Annotated in this window: 22 protein-coding genes and 1 tRNA gene; 8 read left to right on the plus strand and 15 right to left on the minus strand. The window is 32.5% G+C overall.

The annotated features are described in order from the left end of the window. Nucleotides 1–97: 97 nt before the first annotated feature. The 8 genes from H0I26_RS02500 (at nucleotide 98) to H0I26_RS02535 (ending at nucleotide 6,715) form a co-directional block, all read left to right on the plus strand. Nucleotides 98–1,039 carry a C45 family autoproteolytic acyltransferase/hydolase gene (locus H0I26_RS02500; protein WP_218700870.1) on the plus strand — a complete coding sequence of 314 codons (942 nt, stop codon included), beginning with the start codon at nucleotides 98–100 and terminating at the stop codon, nucleotides 1,037–1,039. A gap of 6 nt (nucleotides 1,040–1,045) precedes the next feature. Further along, nucleotides 1,046–1,741 carry a peptide chain release factor H gene (gene prfH / locus H0I26_RS02505; RefSeq protein ID WP_218700871.1) on the plus strand — a complete coding sequence of 232 codons (696 nt, stop codon included), beginning with the start codon at nucleotides 1,046–1,048 and terminating at the stop codon, nucleotides 1,739–1,741. Between the two features lie 4 nt (nucleotides 1,742–1,745). Beyond that, the gene (locus tag H0I26_RS02510; RefSeq protein ID WP_218700872.1) at nucleotides 1,746–2,297 is read left to right on the plus strand and encodes a hypothetical protein; all 552 of its coding nucleotides are present in this window, start codon (nucleotides 1,746–1,748) and stop codon (nucleotides 2,295–2,297) included. A gap of 150 nt (nucleotides 2,298–2,447) precedes the next feature. Beyond that, nucleotides 2,448–2,532, plus strand: a tRNA-Tyr gene (locus H0I26_RS02515). A 678-nt stretch (nucleotides 2,533–3,210) separates the two neighbouring features. Then, nucleotides 3,211–4,311 carry a slipin family protein gene (locus H0I26_RS02520; RefSeq protein ID WP_218700873.1) on the plus strand — a complete coding sequence of 367 codons (1,101 nt, stop codon included), beginning with the start codon at nucleotides 3,211–3,213 and terminating at the stop codon, nucleotides 4,309–4,311. A gap of 116 nt (nucleotides 4,312–4,427) precedes the next feature. Continuing rightward, nucleotides 4,428–4,793 carry a hypothetical protein gene (locus tag H0I26_RS02525; RefSeq protein WP_218700874.1) on the plus strand — a complete coding sequence of 122 codons (366 nt, stop codon included), beginning with the start codon at nucleotides 4,428–4,430 and terminating at the stop codon, nucleotides 4,791–4,793. A gap of 6 nt (nucleotides 4,794–4,799) precedes the next feature. Further along, entirely contained in the window at nucleotides 4,800–5,246 is a 447-nt protein-coding gene (locus H0I26_RS02530) for a hypothetical protein (protein ID WP_218700875.1), read from the plus strand. A gap of 59 nt (nucleotides 5,247–5,305) precedes the next feature. Continuing rightward, nucleotides 5,306–6,715, plus strand: coding sequence for an RtcB family protein (locus H0I26_RS02535; protein WP_218700876.1), 1,410 nt, complete (start codon nucleotides 5,306–5,308; stop codon nucleotides 6,713–6,715). Between the two features lie 43 nt (nucleotides 6,716–6,758). Here H0I26_RS02535 and H0I26_RS02540 read toward each other — a convergent pair whose 3' ends face one another. From H0I26_RS02540 to H0I26_RS02610, 15 genes are all read right to left on the minus strand, one after another. Then, the gene (locus tag H0I26_RS02540; protein ID WP_218700877.1) at nucleotides 6,759–7,334 is read right to left on the minus strand and encodes a 4'-phosphopantetheinyl transferase superfamily protein; all 576 of its coding nucleotides are present in this window, start codon (nucleotides 7,332–7,334) and stop codon (nucleotides 6,759–6,761) included. Beyond that, nucleotides 7,331–7,585, minus strand: coding sequence for an acyl carrier protein (locus H0I26_RS02545; protein WP_218700878.1), 255 nt, complete (start codon nucleotides 7,583–7,585; stop codon nucleotides 7,331–7,333). Before H0I26_RS02545 ends, H0I26_RS02540 begins: the two co-directional genes overlap by 4 nt. Nucleotides 7,586–7,845: 260 nt before the next feature. Then, nucleotides 7,846–8,151, minus strand: coding sequence for a GIY-YIG nuclease family protein (locus H0I26_RS02550; protein ID WP_218700879.1), 306 nt, complete (start codon nucleotides 8,149–8,151; stop codon nucleotides 7,846–7,848). Nucleotides 8,152–8,430: 279 nt separating this feature from the next. Beyond that, nucleotides 8,431–9,702, minus strand: coding sequence for a beta-ketoacyl-[acyl-carrier-protein] synthase family protein (locus H0I26_RS02555; protein WP_218700880.1), 1,272 nt, complete (start codon nucleotides 9,700–9,702; stop codon nucleotides 8,431–8,433). 60 nt (nucleotides 9,703–9,762) lie between these two features. Further along, a complete protein-coding gene (locus tag H0I26_RS02560; RefSeq protein WP_218700881.1) occupies nucleotides 9,763–10,203 on the minus strand; it encodes a 3-hydroxyacyl-ACP dehydratase FabZ family protein in 441 nt (146 codons plus the stop codon). Nucleotide 10,204: 1 nt separating this feature from the next. Then, complete coding sequence (locus tag H0I26_RS02565) at nucleotides 10,205–11,002, minus strand: SDR family oxidoreductase (RefSeq protein ID WP_101015697.1); 798 nt, start codon at nucleotides 11,000–11,002, stop codon at nucleotides 10,205–10,207. A 131-nt stretch (nucleotides 11,003–11,133) separates the two neighbouring features. Beyond that, nucleotides 11,134–12,186 (minus strand): type III polyketide synthase, encoded by a 1,053-nt coding sequence (locus H0I26_RS02570; RefSeq protein ID WP_218700882.1) that lies wholly within the window; start codon nucleotides 12,184–12,186, stop codon nucleotides 11,134–11,136. Nucleotide 12,187: 1 nt separating this feature from the next. After that, complete coding sequence (locus H0I26_RS02575; protein ID WP_218700883.1) at nucleotides 12,188–12,901, minus strand: methyltransferase domain-containing protein; 714 nt, start codon at nucleotides 12,899–12,901, stop codon at nucleotides 12,188–12,190. Then, nucleotides 12,898–14,034: an NAD(P)/FAD-dependent oxidoreductase gene (locus tag H0I26_RS02580; protein ID WP_411268236.1), complete on the minus strand. Its 1,137-nt coding sequence runs from the start codon at nucleotides 14,032–14,034 to the stop codon at nucleotides 12,898–12,900. The genes H0I26_RS02575 and H0I26_RS02580 overlap by 4 nt, the downstream gene beginning before the upstream one ends. Before the next feature lie 54 nt (nucleotides 14,035–14,088). Continuing rightward, nucleotides 14,089–14,550, minus strand: coding sequence for a 3-oxoacyl-ACP synthase (locus H0I26_RS02585; protein WP_218700884.1), 462 nt, complete (start codon nucleotides 14,548–14,550; stop codon nucleotides 14,089–14,091). Beyond that, nucleotides 14,543–15,226, minus strand: coding sequence for a monofunctional biosynthetic peptidoglycan transglycosylase (gene mtgA, locus H0I26_RS02590; RefSeq protein WP_218700885.1), 684 nt, complete (start codon nucleotides 15,224–15,226; stop codon nucleotides 14,543–14,545). The genes H0I26_RS02585 and mtgA overlap by 8 nt, the downstream gene beginning before the upstream one ends. A 4-nt stretch (nucleotides 15,227–15,230) precedes the next feature. After that, on the minus strand, nucleotides 15,231–16,343 hold the full coding sequence (locus H0I26_RS02595) for an NAD(P)/FAD-dependent oxidoreductase (RefSeq protein ID WP_218700886.1): 1,113 nt from the start codon (nucleotides 16,341–16,343) through the stop codon (nucleotides 15,231–15,233). Between the two features lie 22 nt (nucleotides 16,344–16,365). After that, a complete protein-coding gene (locus tag H0I26_RS02600; protein ID WP_218700887.1) occupies nucleotides 16,366–17,718 on the minus strand; it encodes a hypothetical protein in 1,353 nt (450 codons plus the stop codon). A gap of 6 nt (nucleotides 17,719–17,724) precedes the next feature. Further along, on the minus strand, nucleotides 17,725–19,656 hold the full coding sequence (locus tag H0I26_RS02605; RefSeq protein ID WP_218700888.1) for a hypothetical protein: 1,932 nt from the start codon (nucleotides 19,654–19,656) through the stop codon (nucleotides 17,725–17,727). A gap of 25 nt (nucleotides 19,657–19,681) precedes the next feature. Next, entirely contained in the window at nucleotides 19,682–20,359 is a 678-nt protein-coding gene (locus H0I26_RS02610) for a hypothetical protein (protein WP_218700889.1), read from the minus strand. Nucleotides 20,360–20,407 lie beyond the last annotated feature (48 nt).

Consider the following 20,407-nt stretch of genomic DNA (forward strand, 5'->3'; position numbering starts at 1 on the left):
AGGGTGTTCCTCTAAAAAGAAACGGACAAGCATGCGCTTTGGTATGACTTAGCGCATCCGTTTTAAGCTAGAGCATTACTCTCAAAAAAATAATATAATGGAACGAATAAAAATAAATTTAGATCTAGACCCTTCAGAAAGATGGAAAAACCTAAAAAAATTTAAAGAACAAATCAACAGTCTTTATAAATACTATTTAGAAGATTTAAGCGACGCAGGTATTTTTGAAACCTATATAGAAACATATAAAACAAACTTTATAACCTCATCTTATAGAGATGAAATTAAATCTATAGAGGAATTTTGTGACTTTACAGAAAATCAAATATTAATAACAAACCTCTATTATGATGCTTTAAAGTTTGTATTTGGCTGTACTGCATTTTGTGTTACAAACGTTAAAGAAAGACTACACGCTAGAAATTTAGATTGGTGGACAGAAAATAACATTTTAGGTAAGTATACTAAGATTTTTGATTTCGAAGAAAACGGAAAGACAGTTTATTCTCTTGTTGGTTGGCCAGGTTTTGTAGGCGCGCTTTCAGGCGTAAAAAAAGGCGCATTCTCTATTACGTTAAATGCCGTTTTAAGTAATGAATCGCCACAATTTGCAATTCCAATTACATTTTTAATTAGAGATGTTCTAGAAAAAGCAAAAACATTTAGCGAGGCTGTTAAAACACTATCTGAAACAACAATTGCATCAGACTGTCTATTAATGGTAGTAGGGGCAAATGACAATGAAAATGTGGTAATAGAAAGAACACCAACAACATTTTCGATTCGCAAACCTTTAGATAATAGTTTAATTGTGACTAATGAGTATTTATCATTAACAGATAACAAACTAACACAAGACACCTTGCAATTAACAGCATTTGGGAGACATATTAGAGTCAAACAGCTATTAGACAAAGATACTCCAAAGGTTACGAAAGACTATTTTAACATCCTATCTGACAGTAAAGTAAAAATGGACATTACAGTACAACAAATGGTACTAAATCCTAAGAGTGGAGAAATCCATTTAAAAATTTAAAAAAAAATGAAAACTAAAATAATACAAATAACCTCAGGTCGAGGACCATCAGAATGCTGTTGGGTTGTGGCTCAAGTTCTAAAACATTTTTTAGAAGCTATAAAGCAAAATGATATTGATTATAAAATATTACAAAGAGAAAAAGGCATTAAAAACATGACATTACAATCTGTCACTGTTCAATTAAAAGCAAAAACTCTAAATCATTTTTTAAGTCAATGGATTGGCACAATACAATGGGTAGGTGTTTCAAAGTTTAGACCACAACACAAACGCAAAAATTGGTTTGTTGCTTTAAATGAAATAGAACAGAAACAACACTTTGAAATTAATGAAAACGATATTTCATATCAAGCCACAAGAAGTTCTGGACCAGGAGGACAACATGTAAACAAAGTAAGTTCGGCTATTAGAGCTATTCACGAACCAACTAAAACACAAGTATTAGTCATGGACAGTCGCTCGCAACATCAAAACAAAAAAATAGCTAAAACACGTTTACAAGAAAAAGTTACAGAAATACAATTGCAAAGGCTAAAGTCTAGCATTAAAAATCAATGGGAGAACCACTTAAACATAGAACGTGGTAATCCAATACACGTTTTTAAAGGATCCGATTTTAAAAAAAACACAATTGTAAAAACGTATAAAAAACAACGTAATACATTAAAAAATGAATTGCGAGAACAATTAAACAACTAAAACAATGGACACAAACTTGTTAAACAACTACGTGCTTAAAGCCATAGATGCTTATCCATATGAGTTAGAAGAAACCGTAGAAAATTTAAATTACGCCTTGTCTTACGAAAGCAATAACGCTTACGCCTTATACTTAATGGCACGTTTACAGGCAGAGCAATTTGGAGACTACGAAAAAGCCAAGCACTATTATGCAGAAGCTTTAGCTAATAAAATGGATTTTCAGAGAGCATACCCAAGATACATACAAGTATTACTGGATAACGAAGACTTAGATGAAGCCAAAAAACTAATTGATTTTGCCTTAACCATAAAAGGCATTGACAAAGGTGCTATTTGGGAGAAACAAGCTCAGATTTTTGAAATAAAACAAGAGTACAAAGCAGCAATTAAAACACTAAAGAAAGCAAAATTATTTGGATTTAACAATGACTTTATAAGCTATATAGATGCTGAGATTTCAAGAAATAAAAACAAAATGAAATCTAAACAGAAGCCATTCAAAAGTAAAGCGAAGAAAAAAAAGTGTAGAAAAAAGAAGAAAAAAACAAATTAAATCAAACTACGCAAAAAGATTGCGCAATAGACTATACTATTTGCAGTGTAATTAAAAGGAAGTCTTTTGGAATCGGACTTTAAAAGAAGTTGCTCCACCAGACAAGGACGTTGGTGGAGCTTATTAAAAGTTCTTTAAAATATTAAAATTGGAAGTATTGAGCAATTGGTTGGCTCGCGAGACTGTAACTCTCGTTTCTTAATTGAACATGTAGGTTCGAGTCCTACTACTTCCACATCAAGCAAGTCTTGTTACGTGTTTCGGTATAGCACTATTGTATAAATCCTTGCGGTTTCGCATCAGGTTTTTATATCCAACTTGACTTGAAGGCTTTCGGTTATTTAGCCAAATAAATAATCTCCTCTATGTACGCAGGTTCGAATCCTGCCTTCATTAATTTGAAGTAGCTAAGTCCGGTTAAGCAATAGAAACAATCGCAGGTTCGAATCCTGCCAAGATCAAAATGATCTTGTGGTCGAGCGGTCAAAGACAATGGACTCACACTCCATTATTTCACGAAGAAGGTCACTTATAAAAATCGACCACTAAGTGTGTCTCACTTAAAAAGGCAAAAAACAAAGTAAAGGCGAACTCGCTAAAACAACTTGTTGTTGCAGCAGTCCGGAAAACACCTTGAAATACGAATGTGTTTTTAGATGCCTTAGGTATTCTTTTAAAGACTCATTAGTTAAAATACATTTTGAAAATTATTCAAATTGCAATTAATTAATCTTCAATAAAACACTACCTAAATCGCTTCAAATCAATTGTATTTCCGTAGTTAAAAGGATGGTTTGCATTTGCTTTGTTTTAATAAAGGATAGTCATTTCAGCTTGACTGAAATTCTATTATAAATGATTAATAGTTCTGAAATAAAAAACAAAAACAACAGAACATTAAAAACAAAATAAGATGAAAAGAGTAAGAATTCATGCAGGAAAAGTCGGTTTAGTATTTAAAAACGGTGATTACAAACGCGTCATCACGCAAGGATCACATTGGCTAACGTTTAATGAGCATGTAATAGATTATAGCTTAAACCTCTCCTTTAATACACCAACAGCACTGGAGGTTTTACTTAAAGATCAAACATTAGCAGCGATGTTACACGTAATTAATGTAGAAGACAATCAAATGGTATTAGTGTATAGCAATAGTAACTTTAAAAACGTATTAACAGCAGGACGACATACCTTTTGGAAAGACTTAATCCACTATAAATTTATCACTGTAGATTTAAACGATATTATTATTCCAGAAACAATAAACAAAGCCCTATATACCAACACTGTTTTACGTCCATACATCCGTACGTTTGAAGTTGCAGCACACGAAAAAGCAGTTTTAATTATTGATGATACGTTTGATAAAATTTTAGATCATGGTACATACCATTACTGGAGAAATAATCAAACTATTAAAATCGCAAAAGCCGATTTACGTCAATTACAATTAGAAGTTGGAGGTCAAGAGTTATTAACCAAAGACAAAGCCACAGTGCGCATTAATTTTTACGCACAGTACAAAGTTACAGATATCGAAACTGCTTTATTGCATAACAAAGATTACGAAAAACAATTGTACACCAACTTGCAATTAGCATTAAGGTCTTTTATTGGAGCCTACACTTTAGACGAGTTGTTAGACCAAAAAGACAACATTGCAAAAGCAGTAGTAGAAGATATACAAAAACAAGCACAAAAGTTAGGTGTAACCGTTTTACATGCAGGTTTAAGAGATGTGATTTTGCCAGGAGACATGAAAGAAATCATGAATCAAGTATTAATCGCTCAGAAAAAAGCACAAGCCAATGTAGTAACAAGACGAGAAGAAACCGCGTCTACACGTAGCCTGTTGAACACTGCAAAATTAATGGAAGACAACAGCATGTTGTTTAAATTAAAAGAAATGGAGTATGTAGAGAAAATTGCCGAAAAAATTGGCGAAATTACAGTAGCAGGAAACGGAAACGTAATCGAGCAATTAAAAGATATTTTTTCTGTAAATAAGTAAGGTTATGGCGTATCCCAAACCAAAAAAGGTTTGGGTCGCGCTTTCCGCTATATCTTTTGCTGAAAAAGCAAAAGGATGTCGCATCAATCGCTTACGCAACTAAATCAAATATAATTATGAAACACATAGTACCTAAAATAAATAAATCTTACAAAACTTCATTCGATGCAAGTGCAATTTCTAATATTGATTTGCCACAAAAAAGTAAAAAAATCATCGAAGAATATAACAATTCTAAATCAATTAATGACGATTACGACTTAGCTGCATTTACATCAAATCGTCAACTTGTTTTTGGTTTTCACTATATGCACAAAGGAAATAAAAACTTTATACCAGAATTAGATCCTTCAGTTATATATTTTTCAAGCGCACAAATGTTTTCAAAAATGATTTATAATTACAAGAGAGATTTACTCAGTCAAAGTTCTTTGTTCACAACTAAAAAAGAAGCTCAATCTTTAGATGTAACAGTAAAGTAATTTGAAATGTTCTTTCAATTTGCTTCAAGTTATATTATTATGCTAAGTGCATCTTTAGAAGCTTTTGTAAACAAAATGATTCCACACGATTACATCTATCTAACAAAAAAAAGTAATGAAGAAAAAGATATTGAATGGGTACATAAACAAAGTATAGACTTTAAGACTAAAAAAATAATTCCAAGTTGCACAGGTAAAGATTATACAACTGAGTATTCGCAAAAGTATTTAGCAATTCTGGAAATTAAGAATTTTAGAAATGAATTGATTCATTTGATTCCTAAAAACAAAATAACGAATACTAAGTATAAAGAATTCTATAGAAAAGTAATTGATTTTAGATATAGTGATTCAATATATGCAATACGTGATTATATCAATTACCATGAAGAAGGATTGATTGAAGAATGTGATTGTGGCAATGAAATCTATTTTGATATTCATAAAAAATAAAACTACGCAAAACTATTGCGCAATATGCTATAATATTTGTAGTGTAATTAAAAGAAACAATGGAAACAAATACAAAAGTAACAGGAAACCACTTATTAGAATTAGGATTCAGACAAGGAAAATGGATGAAAGACGCCATTACACATATTAACGAAAACAATTTAAAAGACGACGAAATGATCGACTATTTAGAGCAATTCAAATCTCCAGATCCTATCGCATTACATAAAAGTCCAATAGATTTTTCTATAAACATTAAAGCAGAAAACGAAGAAGAAAAAGGGAATGTCAAAAAAGTGATAAACTCTATGCAAACCTTAATGAAAACACCAACATTAGTTGACGGCGCTATTATGCCAGATGCCTGCCCTGCAGGTCCAGACGGCACCATTCCAGTTGGTGGAGTTGCGGTTGCAAAAAACGCCATTCATCCAGGCATGCATAGTGCAGATATTTGCTGTTCTGTCATGCTTACGGATTTTGGTACTGCAGATCCAAAAGCTGTTTTAGATGCAGCACACGCAAACACACATTTTGGACCAGGTGGAAGAGATAGAGACTCGCAATTTAGATTACCTGAAACATTAATAAACGCTTTTGAGGCTAACGACTTCTTAAACGATAGTAATATGATGCAAATTGCAAGATCACATTTAGGAACGCAAGGGGATGGTAATCATTTTTTATTTGTTGGTAAATCTAAAAAAACAGGAAACACCATGATGATTACACATCATGGTTCTAGAGGTCCGGGAGCAAAACTATATACAAAAGGGATGAAAGTAGCCGAACGTTTTAGAAAAGAATTATCGCCAGAAACAATGAAACAAAACGCGTGGATTCCTTTCGAAACAGAAGAAGGACAGCGTTATTGGGAAGCTTTACAAACCATAAGAGATTGGACCAAATTAAATCATGAAGTGATTCATACTACTGTAGCAGAAACGTTAGCTATTACTATTGAAAACAGGTATTGGAACGAGCATAATTTCGTTTTTAAATCTGGTGATTTATTTTACCACGCTAAAGGCGCAACACCTTTAGACGCCAAGTTTATGCCTGATATTACAGGCCCAAGGTTAATCCCTTTAAACATGGGAGAACCTGTTTTAATTGTTGAAGGTAACACCACAGCAACCAATTTAGGATTTGCACCTCATGGAGCTGGTAGAAATGTAAGTAGAACGCAGCATAGAAAAAGTAAAACAGGAACTACTATGCAAATCTTTAAAGAAGAAACTAAAGGTTTAGATATTAGATTTTTCTCAAAGGAAATTGATATTACAGAGTTACCAAGCGCCTATAAAAATGCACAAGCAGTAAGAACACAAATGGACGAATTTAATCTTGGTAAAGTCATTGACGAAGTGATGCCTTACGGTTGTATTATGGCTGGAGATTTTCAGAAAAATGCACCGTGGAAAATTAAGAGAGAAAAGAAAAGAGCTAGAAATAAAAGCAAACCTTAGAAAGGAAAAAGCGGACCGGCTTAGGTTGGTCTGCTTTGTTAATTTAACAATAGATATAACCACAAAACTGCCCGCAATGTGTCAACGAAAAACGAATAGGCAACTCTACAAAACCATTAATCAACAGAGGTACACCAGATTGAGATTTTTCAATTTTTAACATTTCAATATCCAAACCTCCAGCGTCAGAAATTGATTTTAAAAAAGTATCTTTCAAACTCGTGCTTTGTGTTTTGTAATCAAAATTTTCATCTCTAAACCATTCACTTGTATAACTTTTACCACGATCCAATAACGCAATAGAATAAATAAAGTCATCAGTAATTGTAGACTCTATAAAATAACGATTGTCTTCAATAATTACCTCTCCTTTAAAATTAGAAAGTAAAGTACATTCCAAACGTTTTGGATTAAAAAACCGTTTTCCAAACTGTTGTACATTTACTTTATACGCAGCTTCTTTCATGCTCCAAAGTAGCCAAACCATTTGGTCCTGGTTTTTAGCAGACCAAATTAATTGCTGCTCTCTTGGCGTAAAAATTTTATCTAAAAAACGTGGACGTTTCCAATTACTATCTTTAGCAGCTTGTTTTAAATCGACAATATCATTGCCTATCATTTTGCTGCTAATTTTTCATTTACAATATCCATTGCTGCTTTTACAGACGTCATTTTTTCCATGTCGTCGTTTTCTATTCTAATATCAAATTCGTCTTCTACATCCAGAATAACATCTACTAAATTTGCTGAATTTATTTTAAGATCATTTATAAAATCAGTCGCTTCAGATAAATTATTAAAAGCGTCTTCGTTTTGAATATAAGGTTGTACAATAGTTTTTAGTTTCGCGATAAGTTCTTCTTTAGTCATAGTCTAATTTTTCTGTTTTATATTTCAGCGTAAGCGTAAATATATTTTTAAATATCTCTTTTTTTTAGCACTTCGACAAGCTCAGTGTGACATTTATAATCACAATTGGCAATATCCAAGGTTATAATATTTATTACTCTTCGACAAGCTCACTTTGACATCTATATACACAATTGGCAATATCAAAATTAAAATGTTTATTACAATCACAAATATGAAAAACCAATGTCAGTCTGAGCTTGTCGAAGACCAATCACAGATTAAATACGATTATTATACTGAGAATAATTTTTCGAAAATTCAATTAAATCTTGCCAGTTTTCTTCTATCAAAGCTTTTTTCTTTCTTCGAGACCATCCTTTAATTTGTTTTTCAATCGCAATGGCTTCTTTAGGATTTTCGAATTGTAAATACCATAACAATTTAACAGGTAACCTCGTTGCTGTGTACGAGTCTTTTTTGTGACCAGATTTATGTTGAGATACTCTTCTTTCTAAATCATTAGTCATACCAGTATAATACGTTTTATCAACACATAATAATATATAAACGAAATAAAACTTCATATTTAAGCTCATTTTATTAAAGATTGCACTTCGACAAGCTCAGTGTGACATCCATAGACACAATTGGCAATTTCAAAATTAAAATATTTATTACAATCACAAACATGAAAAACCAATGTCAGTCTGAGCTTGTCGAAGACCAAACACGGATTAAAAATAATTACACTTCGACGAGCTCAGTGAGACATTTATAATCACAATTGGCAATATCAAGGTTATAATATTTATTACAATCACAAATATGAAAAACCAATATCAGTCTGAGCTTGTCAAAAACCGCTAATTATACTTCTTAAAAATCACACAACCATTAACATCACCAAAACCAAAACTTGCTTTTGCTGCAATATTAAGGCTTGTATGTATCGCTTGTTTTACAATTTTTTCTTCAGAAATTAATGCAGATATTTCAGGGTGCACGTCCTCGCAATTAATATTAGGAAACACAAATTGATGTTTTAATTGCAATACAGTAGCGACACTTTCTATACTACCCGAAGCTGCCAAACAATGACCAACCATGGATTTTAAAGAATTTATATACGGAAAACCTGTTCCACTTCTACCTAATGCTTTTGTCCAATTTTCTATTTCCAAGCTATCTTTTGAAGTCGCTGTTAAATGCCCATTTATAGTGTCAATATCTTCAGCTAAAATACCCGAATCTTTAACCGCATCTTGTATGCAACGTTGCACAGCTTTAGCATTTGGAGCGGTCATTGTCCCGCCATCACGTTGTCCTCCAGAGTTTATATTTCCGCCCAAAACTTCGGCATAAATAGTTGCCTTTCTTTTTAAAGCACTCTCTAAAGACTCTAAAACTAAAGCTCCTGATCCTGCGCCTGGCACAAAACCACTTGCGGTTTCACTCATTGGTCTAGAGCCTTCTTTTGGGGTTTCATTATGCTTATATGTCATCACTCGCATAGCGTCAAATCCTCCCCAAATATAGGGTCCGTCGTCACTACAACTACCAACCAACATGCGTTTTGCTTGTCCGTTTTTAATACGTTCATAACCCATTAAAATAGCTTCTGTACCTGTGGTACATGCAGATGAGTTTGTAGTTACTTGGTTACCTAAGCCCAAAATTCCGCATAAAAAAGCACTAATTCCACTAGCCATAGTCTGTACCACAACTGTACTTCCTAATCGCTTTACCTGCTTGTCATCCAACTTATAAATAGCCTCTCTAAACTTTTCTACTCCTGAGGTTCCTGTTCCAAAAACAGTACCCGAATCAAAGTCTAAATCACTATCAGGATCAACATCAAACCCAGCATCTTTCCAAGCATCCATTCCTGCAATACAACCATATAAAATACCAGAACTATTAAAGCCTCTTAGTTGTAAGGGTGTTAAGTATTCTAACTTTTTTTCTTCGGAAATATTAGGAATTCCACCAATACAACACGAAAAATTTAAATCTGCTAATTGTTGATGAAAAGTGATTCCGGATACACCATTTTTTATAGCCTTAGTAAATGCATCGACACCTACTCCATTTGGTGCAACGACTCCTAAACCTGTTATTACGACTCTGTTTTTCATACTTTATTAATTAAAATACACCTCGACAAACTCAGTTTGATCTATCGTTTACAATTGGTATTATTCTGCTTTCAGCATTCCTGAAATCTGTCCTCTACAAACCAATTCATTTTTCTGATTAAACATTTTTACTTTACATTTCAATTTACTGAAACGAAAAACTTCTTTTTCTGAAACTACAGTCACTGTTTCGCCTGGAAAAACAGGTAAAAAGAAATCTACTTGACTTGACGTTAAAGCTATTTGAGGTTTATTATCTTCTGAAATTTTATCCTTCAACATATAAATACCCAAACATACTACACCTATTTGTGCCATACACTCCGTTAAGATAACGCCTGGCGTAATTGGATTGTCTTTAAAATGTCCTTTGTAAAAATACTCGTCTTTTTTAAAAGTATAACTTCCCGTTACGCCTTCATTGGAAATCGTGTTTAATTCATCCACAAATAGAAATGGCTCTTGATATGGTAATAGTAATATGATTTTTTCTTTCGTCATTTTAACTAATATGTTCGCCTCCATCTACAGGAATGACACAACCATTGATCCAGCTAGCTTCATCTTTAGATAACAAATACACTGCATTTGCAACATCTTCCGGTAATGTTAATCTGTTAAATGGATTACGTAATAAACTGTGTTCTTTAATTTTATCACTTCCAGGAATCATACGTAAAGATGCTGTATCTGTTACTCCTGCTTGAATGCAATTGGCTCTGATACCATAAGGTGCAAACTCTAAAGCAATATTTCTAGTAATGGCTTCTAGTGTTACTTTTGCTGCAGAAACTGCTGCGTAATTTTTCCATGCTTTTGTATTGCCTTCACTTGTAAAACTTATGATTCTTGAATCGTCAGCGAACAATTCGCCTTCAAAAACAGCTTTAGTCCAATCAAACAAACTAATAGCCATAGCATTTATTGTTAAATTGAAATCGTCAGTTTTAAGTGTTGGTTTTTGGTCATCCAACATTGGTTTTAAATTGCCTTTAGCAACGCTGTGTACTAATGTTCTTATTTTTCCTTCTGAGCCTAAAATTACTTTTAATTCAGAAATAATTTGCGTTCTTTTTTCTTGCTTAAAAGCGTCTACATTAAACGATTTAAACTGTACTCCTTCTGCTTTTATTATATCAAAATCGGTATTAATTTCTGCTTCCTGAGTTCTTGAATTTCTGTGAATAATACAAATATTCATCCCATGTTTAGCTAGCTTTTTTGCAGTAGCTAAACCTAATCCGCTTGAACCTCCTAAAATGAGTGCCCAATAGTTTTTATGTTGAAAATCTTTTGTCATAACTAATAAATCTTATTTTATCAGACACTTCGACCGCGCTTAGTGTGATATTTTATATTAAAATCTGTTGATAACATTAAGAGGCTTCGACAAATTGAGCATGACGTAACAATTACCATTTGCCTTTATAATTACCATTCTAATAATATACGTTGTGCTGAAAAACCAGGTCCAAAACTCAACATTAATCCTCTATCGCCTTTTGGTAATGGTCTATCCATAAAGCGTTCTAAAACATACAAAACAGTTGCGCTACTCATGTTTCCGTAAAGTCGCAAGACTTCTTTTGTGTCGTCTATATTCTTCCCTAAGGATCCAAATAAATCTTCTACCGTTTGCACTATTTTTTTCCCTCCTGGATGAAAAATAAGATGATCAATATCTTCAATTGTAATGTTATTGCGTTCTAAAAACGGATGGACAATCATAGGGAAATGTTCTGAAATGGTTTCAGGAACAGCCTTATCTAAAATCATTTGTAACCCTGTGTTTACCAATTTAAAACCCATCATGGATGTGGCATCATAAAAATGATACATGGCTTCATCTACTATTTTTGGTCCTATTTCATCTTCATAAGACGATAAAATAACACTTGCTGCACCATCACCAAAAATGGCAGCACTTACGATGTTAACCATTGAAAAATCATCTAGTTGAAAAGTTGCTGTTGGCGACTCCACCGCAATGACAGCTGCACGTTTATTAGGATTTGCTTTTAGGAAATTCTTGGCGTAAATAATACCTGAAACACCTGCTGCACATCCCATTTCCGTAACAGGTAACCTAACAATATCCTGCTTCATCTTTAGATTATTTATCAAATAAGCATCTACAGAAGGAATCATAATACCTGTACAACTTACTGTAATAATATAATCGATATCGGTTGGTTTTAGCGCTGCTTTAGCTAATGCTTTTACCAAAGATTGCTCTGCTAATTTTACTACTTCACGAGCGTAAATATCATTTTTTTCTTGAAAAGATGTATTTGTAAAAACTTCTTCTGCATCCATTATAGAGTAGCGCTTGTCCACTCCTGCGCCTTCAAAAAGCTTGATTACTTTACGCTGAAAACGGTCGTCTTGACCAGTCATCCAAAGTTTTAAAAAAGGAATAATATCCTTAGTTTCTCTAGTGTACTTTGGAAGTTGTTTGGCTACTGCTGTTATTTTTACGCTCATATTATTGTTGCTTCAAAATCCATTGAAAACGAAACGCCCACTTCCATTGGATTTGATAATTTGCATTTATTTGTTTTGAAATAGTTGTCAACTCTTCCCTTTTAAATCCTCTTAAGACAGAGGTTAATCCGTCTTCCACTATTGTTTTATTCTTGATTGTTGTGCATAACAGTTTAAACAGGTAATAGGCTAATTTATGTCTGTGTAAATCATTAACCACTATACCCAATTTTGCTTTTTGCAACACAGGTTTTAAAAACGAAACCAATTGATCTTCTTTAAAATGATGCAAAAATAAAGTGGTTAATACTAAGTCATACTCTAAGTTATTAAACTCATCTGAAAATATATCTATTGCTTCAAAACTTACGTTATCGTATTTTTGCGATAATAAATTAGCGTAATTAACTGTATGAGGGTTTGCATCAATCCCTATTAGTTTAAAATTATAGTTGTTTTTCTTTCCAAAAAGTGATATTTCTCTTAATATATCTCCTCCTCCACAACCCAAATCAATGATTGTTATAGCTTCTGATTTATTATGGTTTTTAAGTGTTTTTTTTAAGCCATTAATAGTCACAATGTTTCCGCCTAACCATTGATTAATTTTGGCTAATTTATCTAATGCATCATGAAGTATTGGACCATTATAATCCAAATCGTCCATGATTTCTTCTGCTTCACTTCTATATTTAGTATTTACTAAAACACTCATTTAATTGTCATTGTTTTACCATGTGTACGCTTAATAATTTGTGGCAAAATACTTGGTATCGTTTTTACGATACGTATTAAAACCTCAGCCAATTTGTTGCAACTAAATAGTTTTGCTACAATATGACCTGTTGTTAATCGCGATTTAAACTCGGTATTCCATTCTCTAAGATACTGTTTTTCTAATCCTTCTCTGTCCTTTATTGTACCATTAAAAAATTGAATAATTAATAGTGATGCCATTTGTGCACTGCGTATTGCCATGCTCATTCCATTACCACATAAAGGATGAATCATTCCTGTAGTATCACCACACATTAAGATATGGTTTTCTATAGGGTTTTTGGTTTCGAAAGAAATCTGACTAATAGTTAAAGGCGTTTCAAAAACTGAAGTTGTGTTTTCAAAAACTAATTTTAAAGCGGTATTTTTATAAAGTACTTTCCGCTGAAACTCGTCAATATCTTTATACTTTTTAAAAGCCTCAAAATTGGTGATGTAGCATAGATTTATACTATCGTCTTCTACTTTTGAGATACCACAATAACCACCTTCAAAATTATGAAGCGCCACTAAGTTTTCAGGAAAAACGCCTTTTAAATGTGTTTTAACTGCTAAAAAAGGGGATTTGTTTTTAATGAAATTACGATTGAGCTTAACATCCAAATTAGCACGTTTGCCATAAGCACCAATCACTATTTTTGAAGTATACTTATTTGATTTAGTTTCAACCGAAAACACATCATTAGTAAACGTTACATTTTCTACTGTATCTTGAGTAATGGTAGCCTGATTTGCTAATGCAACCTTTGCCAATTGGTTATCTAAACAATAGCGACTAATACCAAAACCACCAAGTGGCAAATTGGCCTTTACAAGCTTGTTTTTAGGTGTAGATAGTTCAAATTTATCAATCCTTTTTGCGCCTAGTTTAAAAACGTCTACTCCCAGGAAATTTAAGTAAGGTAAGACTTCGTTAGAAATATACTCGCCACAAACCTTATGTTTTGGATACTCGTTTTTTTCGATAACCAAAACACTATGCTTATTTTTTGATAAATGGATGGCACTACTAAGACCTGCTAATCCTCCACCAATAATAATAACATCAAAATTTGAGGGAATTATATTCAACTTTTTTCTAATTCAATGTCACTAAAGATACCTCGAAAATTATTGACTTAGACGTTAGTTAACATTTGTTATGGAAAAATTTTGCTCCCTAAACACAATGTCATCACCAATTGTTTTACCTAATATTAATTGTGCTATTGGCGTATTGGCAGCAATAGCATAAAATTTAGAGCTATCAACCTCCAATTCACCAACGCTAATCGCAATATAATAATTAGCCTTTGTTGTATATACAACACTTCCTAAGCCAATGGTTTTAGACATTTTTTCTACACTTATTTTAGCTAATAGCTGATTTACTTTCTGGATCTCAGCCAATTGCTTCCCTGCTTTTTCACGCTCAAGCTGTACCATTGCGCGTCCCGTTTCATGTTTATCTCCAGCACTACTTTTTGTTTCAGAGGTTAAAGACTCCTGCAGTTCGTTAATCGTTTTATTAATTGTATCTAATCTATTTTTAGTAAACTGAACACACTTACTATGCAATACTTGCTTTATATTATCGTCTTTATTCATCCTCCGTTTTATAATTTAAAGTACCGTAAAAATTCATCTGTTTCATTATCCAGCTTTTTCTAGACGCTATATAGTTAGTCACAGGGTTTGCTTTATACTTTCTAGGATTAGGCAATATTGCGGCAATTGCTGAGGCTTCTAATTTAGATAATTTGGAGGCTGGTTTTTTAAACCAAAATTGTGCTGCCGATTCTGCGCCATACACACCATTTCCCATTTCTATACTATTTAAATAAACCTCTATAATACGCTCTTTAGACCAAATAGACTCGATTAAAAAGGTAAAATAAACTTCTAAACCTTTACGCAACCAACTCCGTTGCGGCCATAAAAACACATTTTTTGCGGTTTGTTGACTTATGGTACTACCTCCCTTTATACGCTTACCTTTTTTGTTGTCTTCATACGCTTTTTCAATTGCTTTTAAATCGAAACCATTATGTTTTAAAAAACGCTGATCTTCACTACAAATGACTGCTAATTGTAAATTTTTAGAAATATTTTCAACCGGCTCCCAATCATGTTTCAAAATTTTAGAGCTGTCTTTTTCAAAATACCTAATAACCATCAAAGGTGTAATAGGCACCGGAACCCATTTATACACGACTACCAATGCAACTGTAACAATTACAAACCATAGCATAATTTTGGCAAAAAACCGGACCACTCTCGACATGCTTCTATGTTATAAGATTTGCTAATTCCTCTCCCACCAAACTACCAATAGCAACACCCATTCCGCCTAAACGCACACCACAAAACACATGATTACTAATTTGTTTTAAAACCGGTTTTTTTTGAGCACCAACGCCCATAATTCCACTCCAGCGATGCGCAACTTCAAACGGTATATTTGGCAAAATAGTCGTTTTTAAAAGCCTTTCTAATCTGTTTTGAACTAATGCTGTTTGACTCAACTCAGTGGTTTCTTCCGCTTTAAAATCAAGGTTTCGACCACCACCAAATAAGATTCGGTTATCGATGTTTCGGAAATAATAATACCCTTCATCTAAATGAAAGGTCCCTTTAATATGCAATCCTTTTATGGGTTTAGTAATTAACACTTGTGCTCTTGCAGGTTTTACTTCAGGAATAGCTAAAGCAGAAGCAAAGCCATTGGTTGCAATTAATAATTTACAAGTCGAAAAACTAAACTGACTAGTCTCCACTTTTACCGAATTAACATCTTCCAAAAAATTAGTAACAGAAACATTATTTAGTATTTTAATGCCATTTGAGAGCACTTTTTGCAATAAAGCCTCCATCATACGTCCTGTATCTATTTGTCCTTCAAATTGATTAAAACAATACTGCTCTTTAATGTTTTTAAAACCAAACGTATTTCCTTTTAAACTAAACACGTCAGCTTTAAAGATGGGCCTCAATAATGTATTAACAGCGTCTTTTTGATCTAAACAAGTTTCAAATAAGCTTGTATTTTTACTAAACAACTCATAGCCTCCACATTGTTGATAATCTATCCTTTTATCACCCAAAGTAGTCCTTAATTTTTGCAATCCAACCCTACGTTTTTTTACTAAGTTTATAACGTCTTCTTCTGAATGTGTTTTAAGGTCATCAATAATTTCACTTAAACTCCCAAAACAAGCAAAGCCTGCATTTTTAGTACTTGCCCCTTGCGGCAAGGTTCCTTTTTCTAAAATTAAAATACTCGCTTTTGGAAATCGCTTCTTTAATTGTAACGCGCAATTTAAGCCTACAATTCCACTACCAACAATAGTATAATCTACATTGGTCAGCCATGATTTTATTTCCCAGTAACTTAATGTCATTTTAGTAAGGTACTAAATTTGTTTATTCTTTTGCATTAATAAAAAACTGAGCCAGCGCATTGATCTCTTTATTCTTTAATTGAATGAGACCGTCTATTGCAATGGTTTCATCCAAACTATTCGTGCCATTAACTTCTAAGGTTAAAAGCCTTTCTAAATATGGGTTTAACATAGGAAAATAGTTTTGCTCTTGTAATTTCTTAAAATCAATATTTAAAGCCAATACATTTACATTTTCAAGGTCTTCAGGCGTGAAATCGGCTTTTAAATTTGTACTTGCAAATAAGCCATTTTCAGTAGCATCTACTTTTAATTGATATAACGGAAACACCTCTTTATTTAGTCGTCCGTTATTGATTATTGCTTTATTTTCTAAATACTTATATAGTTTTGAACCATCAGAAGTTACTTCAATATTAATTTCTGGCACTTCTTTTTCTACCGCTGTAAGCGTTTCTACTTTTTCAAAATCATCATTATATTCATAGGAAATTATAGAGTCTACTTGCATTGTTGATTTTGTAACCTCTAATGCTAAATGTCCTTTATAATACGCATTTAAACTATCTGTATCAATAGTAAAGTTATTGTGGTTTAGAGAAATGTACTTAACAGTCGATAACACATTTAAATCAAGTGTTATACTAGCATCCTTTGAAAACCGATTGCCTTTAAGTGTTTTAGGCACATCTAAAAAGACGGGCAATACCACATTTCCGTTTACCACAACTTGACCTGATTTAAAGTCTAAATCGATCGTATTGTTTTTAGTCAAGTAATTAATATGGGAATTGGCCGCTTTTATTGCAGACCATTTAGGATCAGAGCTATCTAATGTTTTTCCATCATTCAATAAATCTACAAACACTTGATTAACATCTTCTTTATTAGGATTGTACACTACAACACATTGCTTATCATTAAAAGCAATCTGTATTTTTTCATCCTTGTTGACACCTACTGTAAATCTTGAAGTTATTTCAAAAGCTGTAATATGAAATTGACATTCAATATAACTTTTAAAATCTAAAGCGTCAGAAATTTTCAAGGATGTAAAAAGCGTCTCCTTAGAATATTCTTTAATTGTATATAAAAAAATGTTTGCAGGTATGGATACCCCTTTGCCATTGTCTTTTTCCTCTGTAACCGAATCTTTTTTAGTTTCTTTTTTTAAATAGAACGCCGGATTCTTAATTGCATTAAAAGCTATAGTCTGTAATATACCGTCGACTCTAACTTTTACAATATGATCTGCATTTTTGTGTATAACATCATGATAAGATACATAATCACGATACATTAAAATACCCTTAAAAATTAAGAGCAGCACACTAATACTAATGGCTGCTCTTTTTACTATTTTCTTAATTCTCATCAATTATTACTTTGCCAATTTTTCAATAATACTAAAAATGTATTTTAACGCATTGTCTTCTGTTGCCGGCACACCAATCACCATTTCTGTATTTACTGTATTCCCTTTGATTTTAGACGCTGTAACGTAAGCATCTTCAGAAGTGTTTAAAAACCATTCTAGTTTTCCACTTCTATCAAGTCCCATTTCCTCAATAGGCAATTGTGCTGCTAATTGCTCTGCACTTACAAATAATGAATAATTATTACTTAACATCCTTTTTTTATGATCAGAAGATACTTTAGCATCAAATGTTCCTGAAGCAATTTTTCTCATTTCCACTTCTGATGTTCCTAAAAATACAATATCATTTTTAATTAAAAAATGGATAGAAAAAGGACTACGCGGTGCTTTAAACGTATAAAAACCGTTATCAAAAGTGACCATTTCTTTATTCATTGTATAGTCTATCACCTTATTTAGCAAGCTTGTATCTTCTGACGAAGCCATTAATAAAAAGTCAGGTAGTGTTTCTGTTTTTGTTTTTTCTACTTCAACATACTCATAATCATCATTATACTCATAAGTCGTATAAGTTACTTCTTGTTTAGAAATCCCAGACAATAAAAATAACATATCGCCTTGAAGTACTTCAGAGACCGCTTCCTCATCTAGTAACAGTGAAAATAAATCTAATGCTAAAACAGCTTCTTCACCATAATAAGGCATGTTTTTGTATATAGATTTCATTAATTTAGGATACTCATCAAGCATACCTTTTGTATCCATAGCAGAACTCATGTACCCTATCATTCTGTCCTCATTAACATAATTTAAAAACTTTTTATTAAGTTTTCTTGAGGTCATTTTTTTATAGCTTTTAGCCATATCGTCAGACATAATGTATGTTGAACTTAACATCATTTTATCATTTTCAAGAAACAATTTAGCATTCAAACCATTGTTTGCATACATTGCTCCCAAATCAAACCCTCCTAATTCATTAAAATACATTCCTGCAAATAAATTAGTATACAATTGACCAAAATCATTAATCCATAATGTCGCTTCCGCTTTATCATCAAGACTTTTTAAATAGGATTTGTTTTTTAAAATACTACGATCAGCAGTTTGAGTTGCTATTTGCTTTGCTTTTAATAAAGACCAACTTTTAGACAACGCTCTTTTAATTGTGTAATTATCGTTATAGGCGTCATAATAATTATAAGTGCTATTGTTGTCGTTATAATCTTCTTCATAATCCTCTGTAGACTCAATAACAGTCTCTTCAATTTCTACTTCTTCATAAACCACTTCTACAACTGTTTCTTCTGCTTCACCTTCCATAATCTCTGTAGACTCCACAACTGTTTCTTCTACTTCGTAAACGTCTCCAGCAGACTCTACGACTTCTGTAGCATAGTCCACTTCACTTTGCTCATAGCCATCATTTTCTGATTGAAGGCCATGACGTTGCATTACCGTTTCGTCTTGAAAATACATCTCATTGACCGTTCCTTCTACTACTATAAAAACAGAATCACTCCAAACAACACCTTCGTTTTTATCCTTAAAAGACCTTAATCCATTTTCGTTAATAAATTCATTTCTGCCTTCATCTTTAATGAAGCTCTCAAACTTATTGACATCCTTTATAGGCATTATAAACGCATTATAAGTAATACTATCATTAGTCTGCAAAAAATAATGAGCCGAATTATTCAAATCGAAACCAAAATCTTCGATCGACGTTTTTTGACTATCTGAATTAGACAATTCTTTTAAAATTTCATTACCTATAAAAGAACTATTCATCTCTTCTACAGACATTAATTGTAATAAATTACCACCTTTAATAGTTGCAACTATAGAGGCATCACTTGGGATTTTTGACGATGTGTTTTGTGCAACTGCAAATACAGATACGCATAACATCATTGAACACACTAATTTTTTCATGGATTGATTAATTATTAATTAAGGGTTATTTTTTTAATTGAATTTGAGTACTAAAATTTCCGCTGCCATTAATGACATCTAATGCACTAACACGTTGCATCACTGCTTTTTTTGACTTAGAAACTTTAGCCTGTGGGTTGTTTTGAGAATTTACTTCTTTATCGAATCTATAAATCACAGTGTATGAGGCATCATCAAACACCTTTTTATTCTCTGTTTTTAGTTTACTATACTCTTTTTTAATATCATTAGAGTAAACATATTTTCTTTTAAATGCGCCTTTAGTATCATCAAAAAAATAAGATGAGATTACAGTTTTATTTTTCTGATTATTAGAAACCTGATTCGTGATTTTATTGATATTCTCCATTTTATTAAAATCACATTTTACTGAAAATACAAAATTATCATAATCGGCTGTTTTCCTGATATTAGTAATACCTTCAGCCTTTTTTAATTCTGAAACAACATCTTCTAATCCTTTTTGAATATCTGCTCGAGAAGGCACTTTATACCCATTAATAGAGTCTAAAAGCATTATAGAGGCTAGTTTAGATTTACTTTGACTTAGATTAAACGTGTACGTCATTGTACCTGTTCCATCGCTTTTAAGATCTATCTCCTCGATAATTTCAAAACACGAAGTTATTGTTATACCAATTATTAATAAAAGACAGTATTTAAACAGGTTACGAATTCTCATAATAGCTTTTTTGTGAACGTCAAATATACTGAGGTTTTCTTTTATAAA

This window comes from Olleya sp. HaHaR_3_96, assembly GCF_019278545.1.
In the GTDB taxonomy this organism is placed as follows: domain Bacteria; phylum Bacteroidota; class Bacteroidia; order Flavobacteriales; family Flavobacteriaceae; genus Olleya.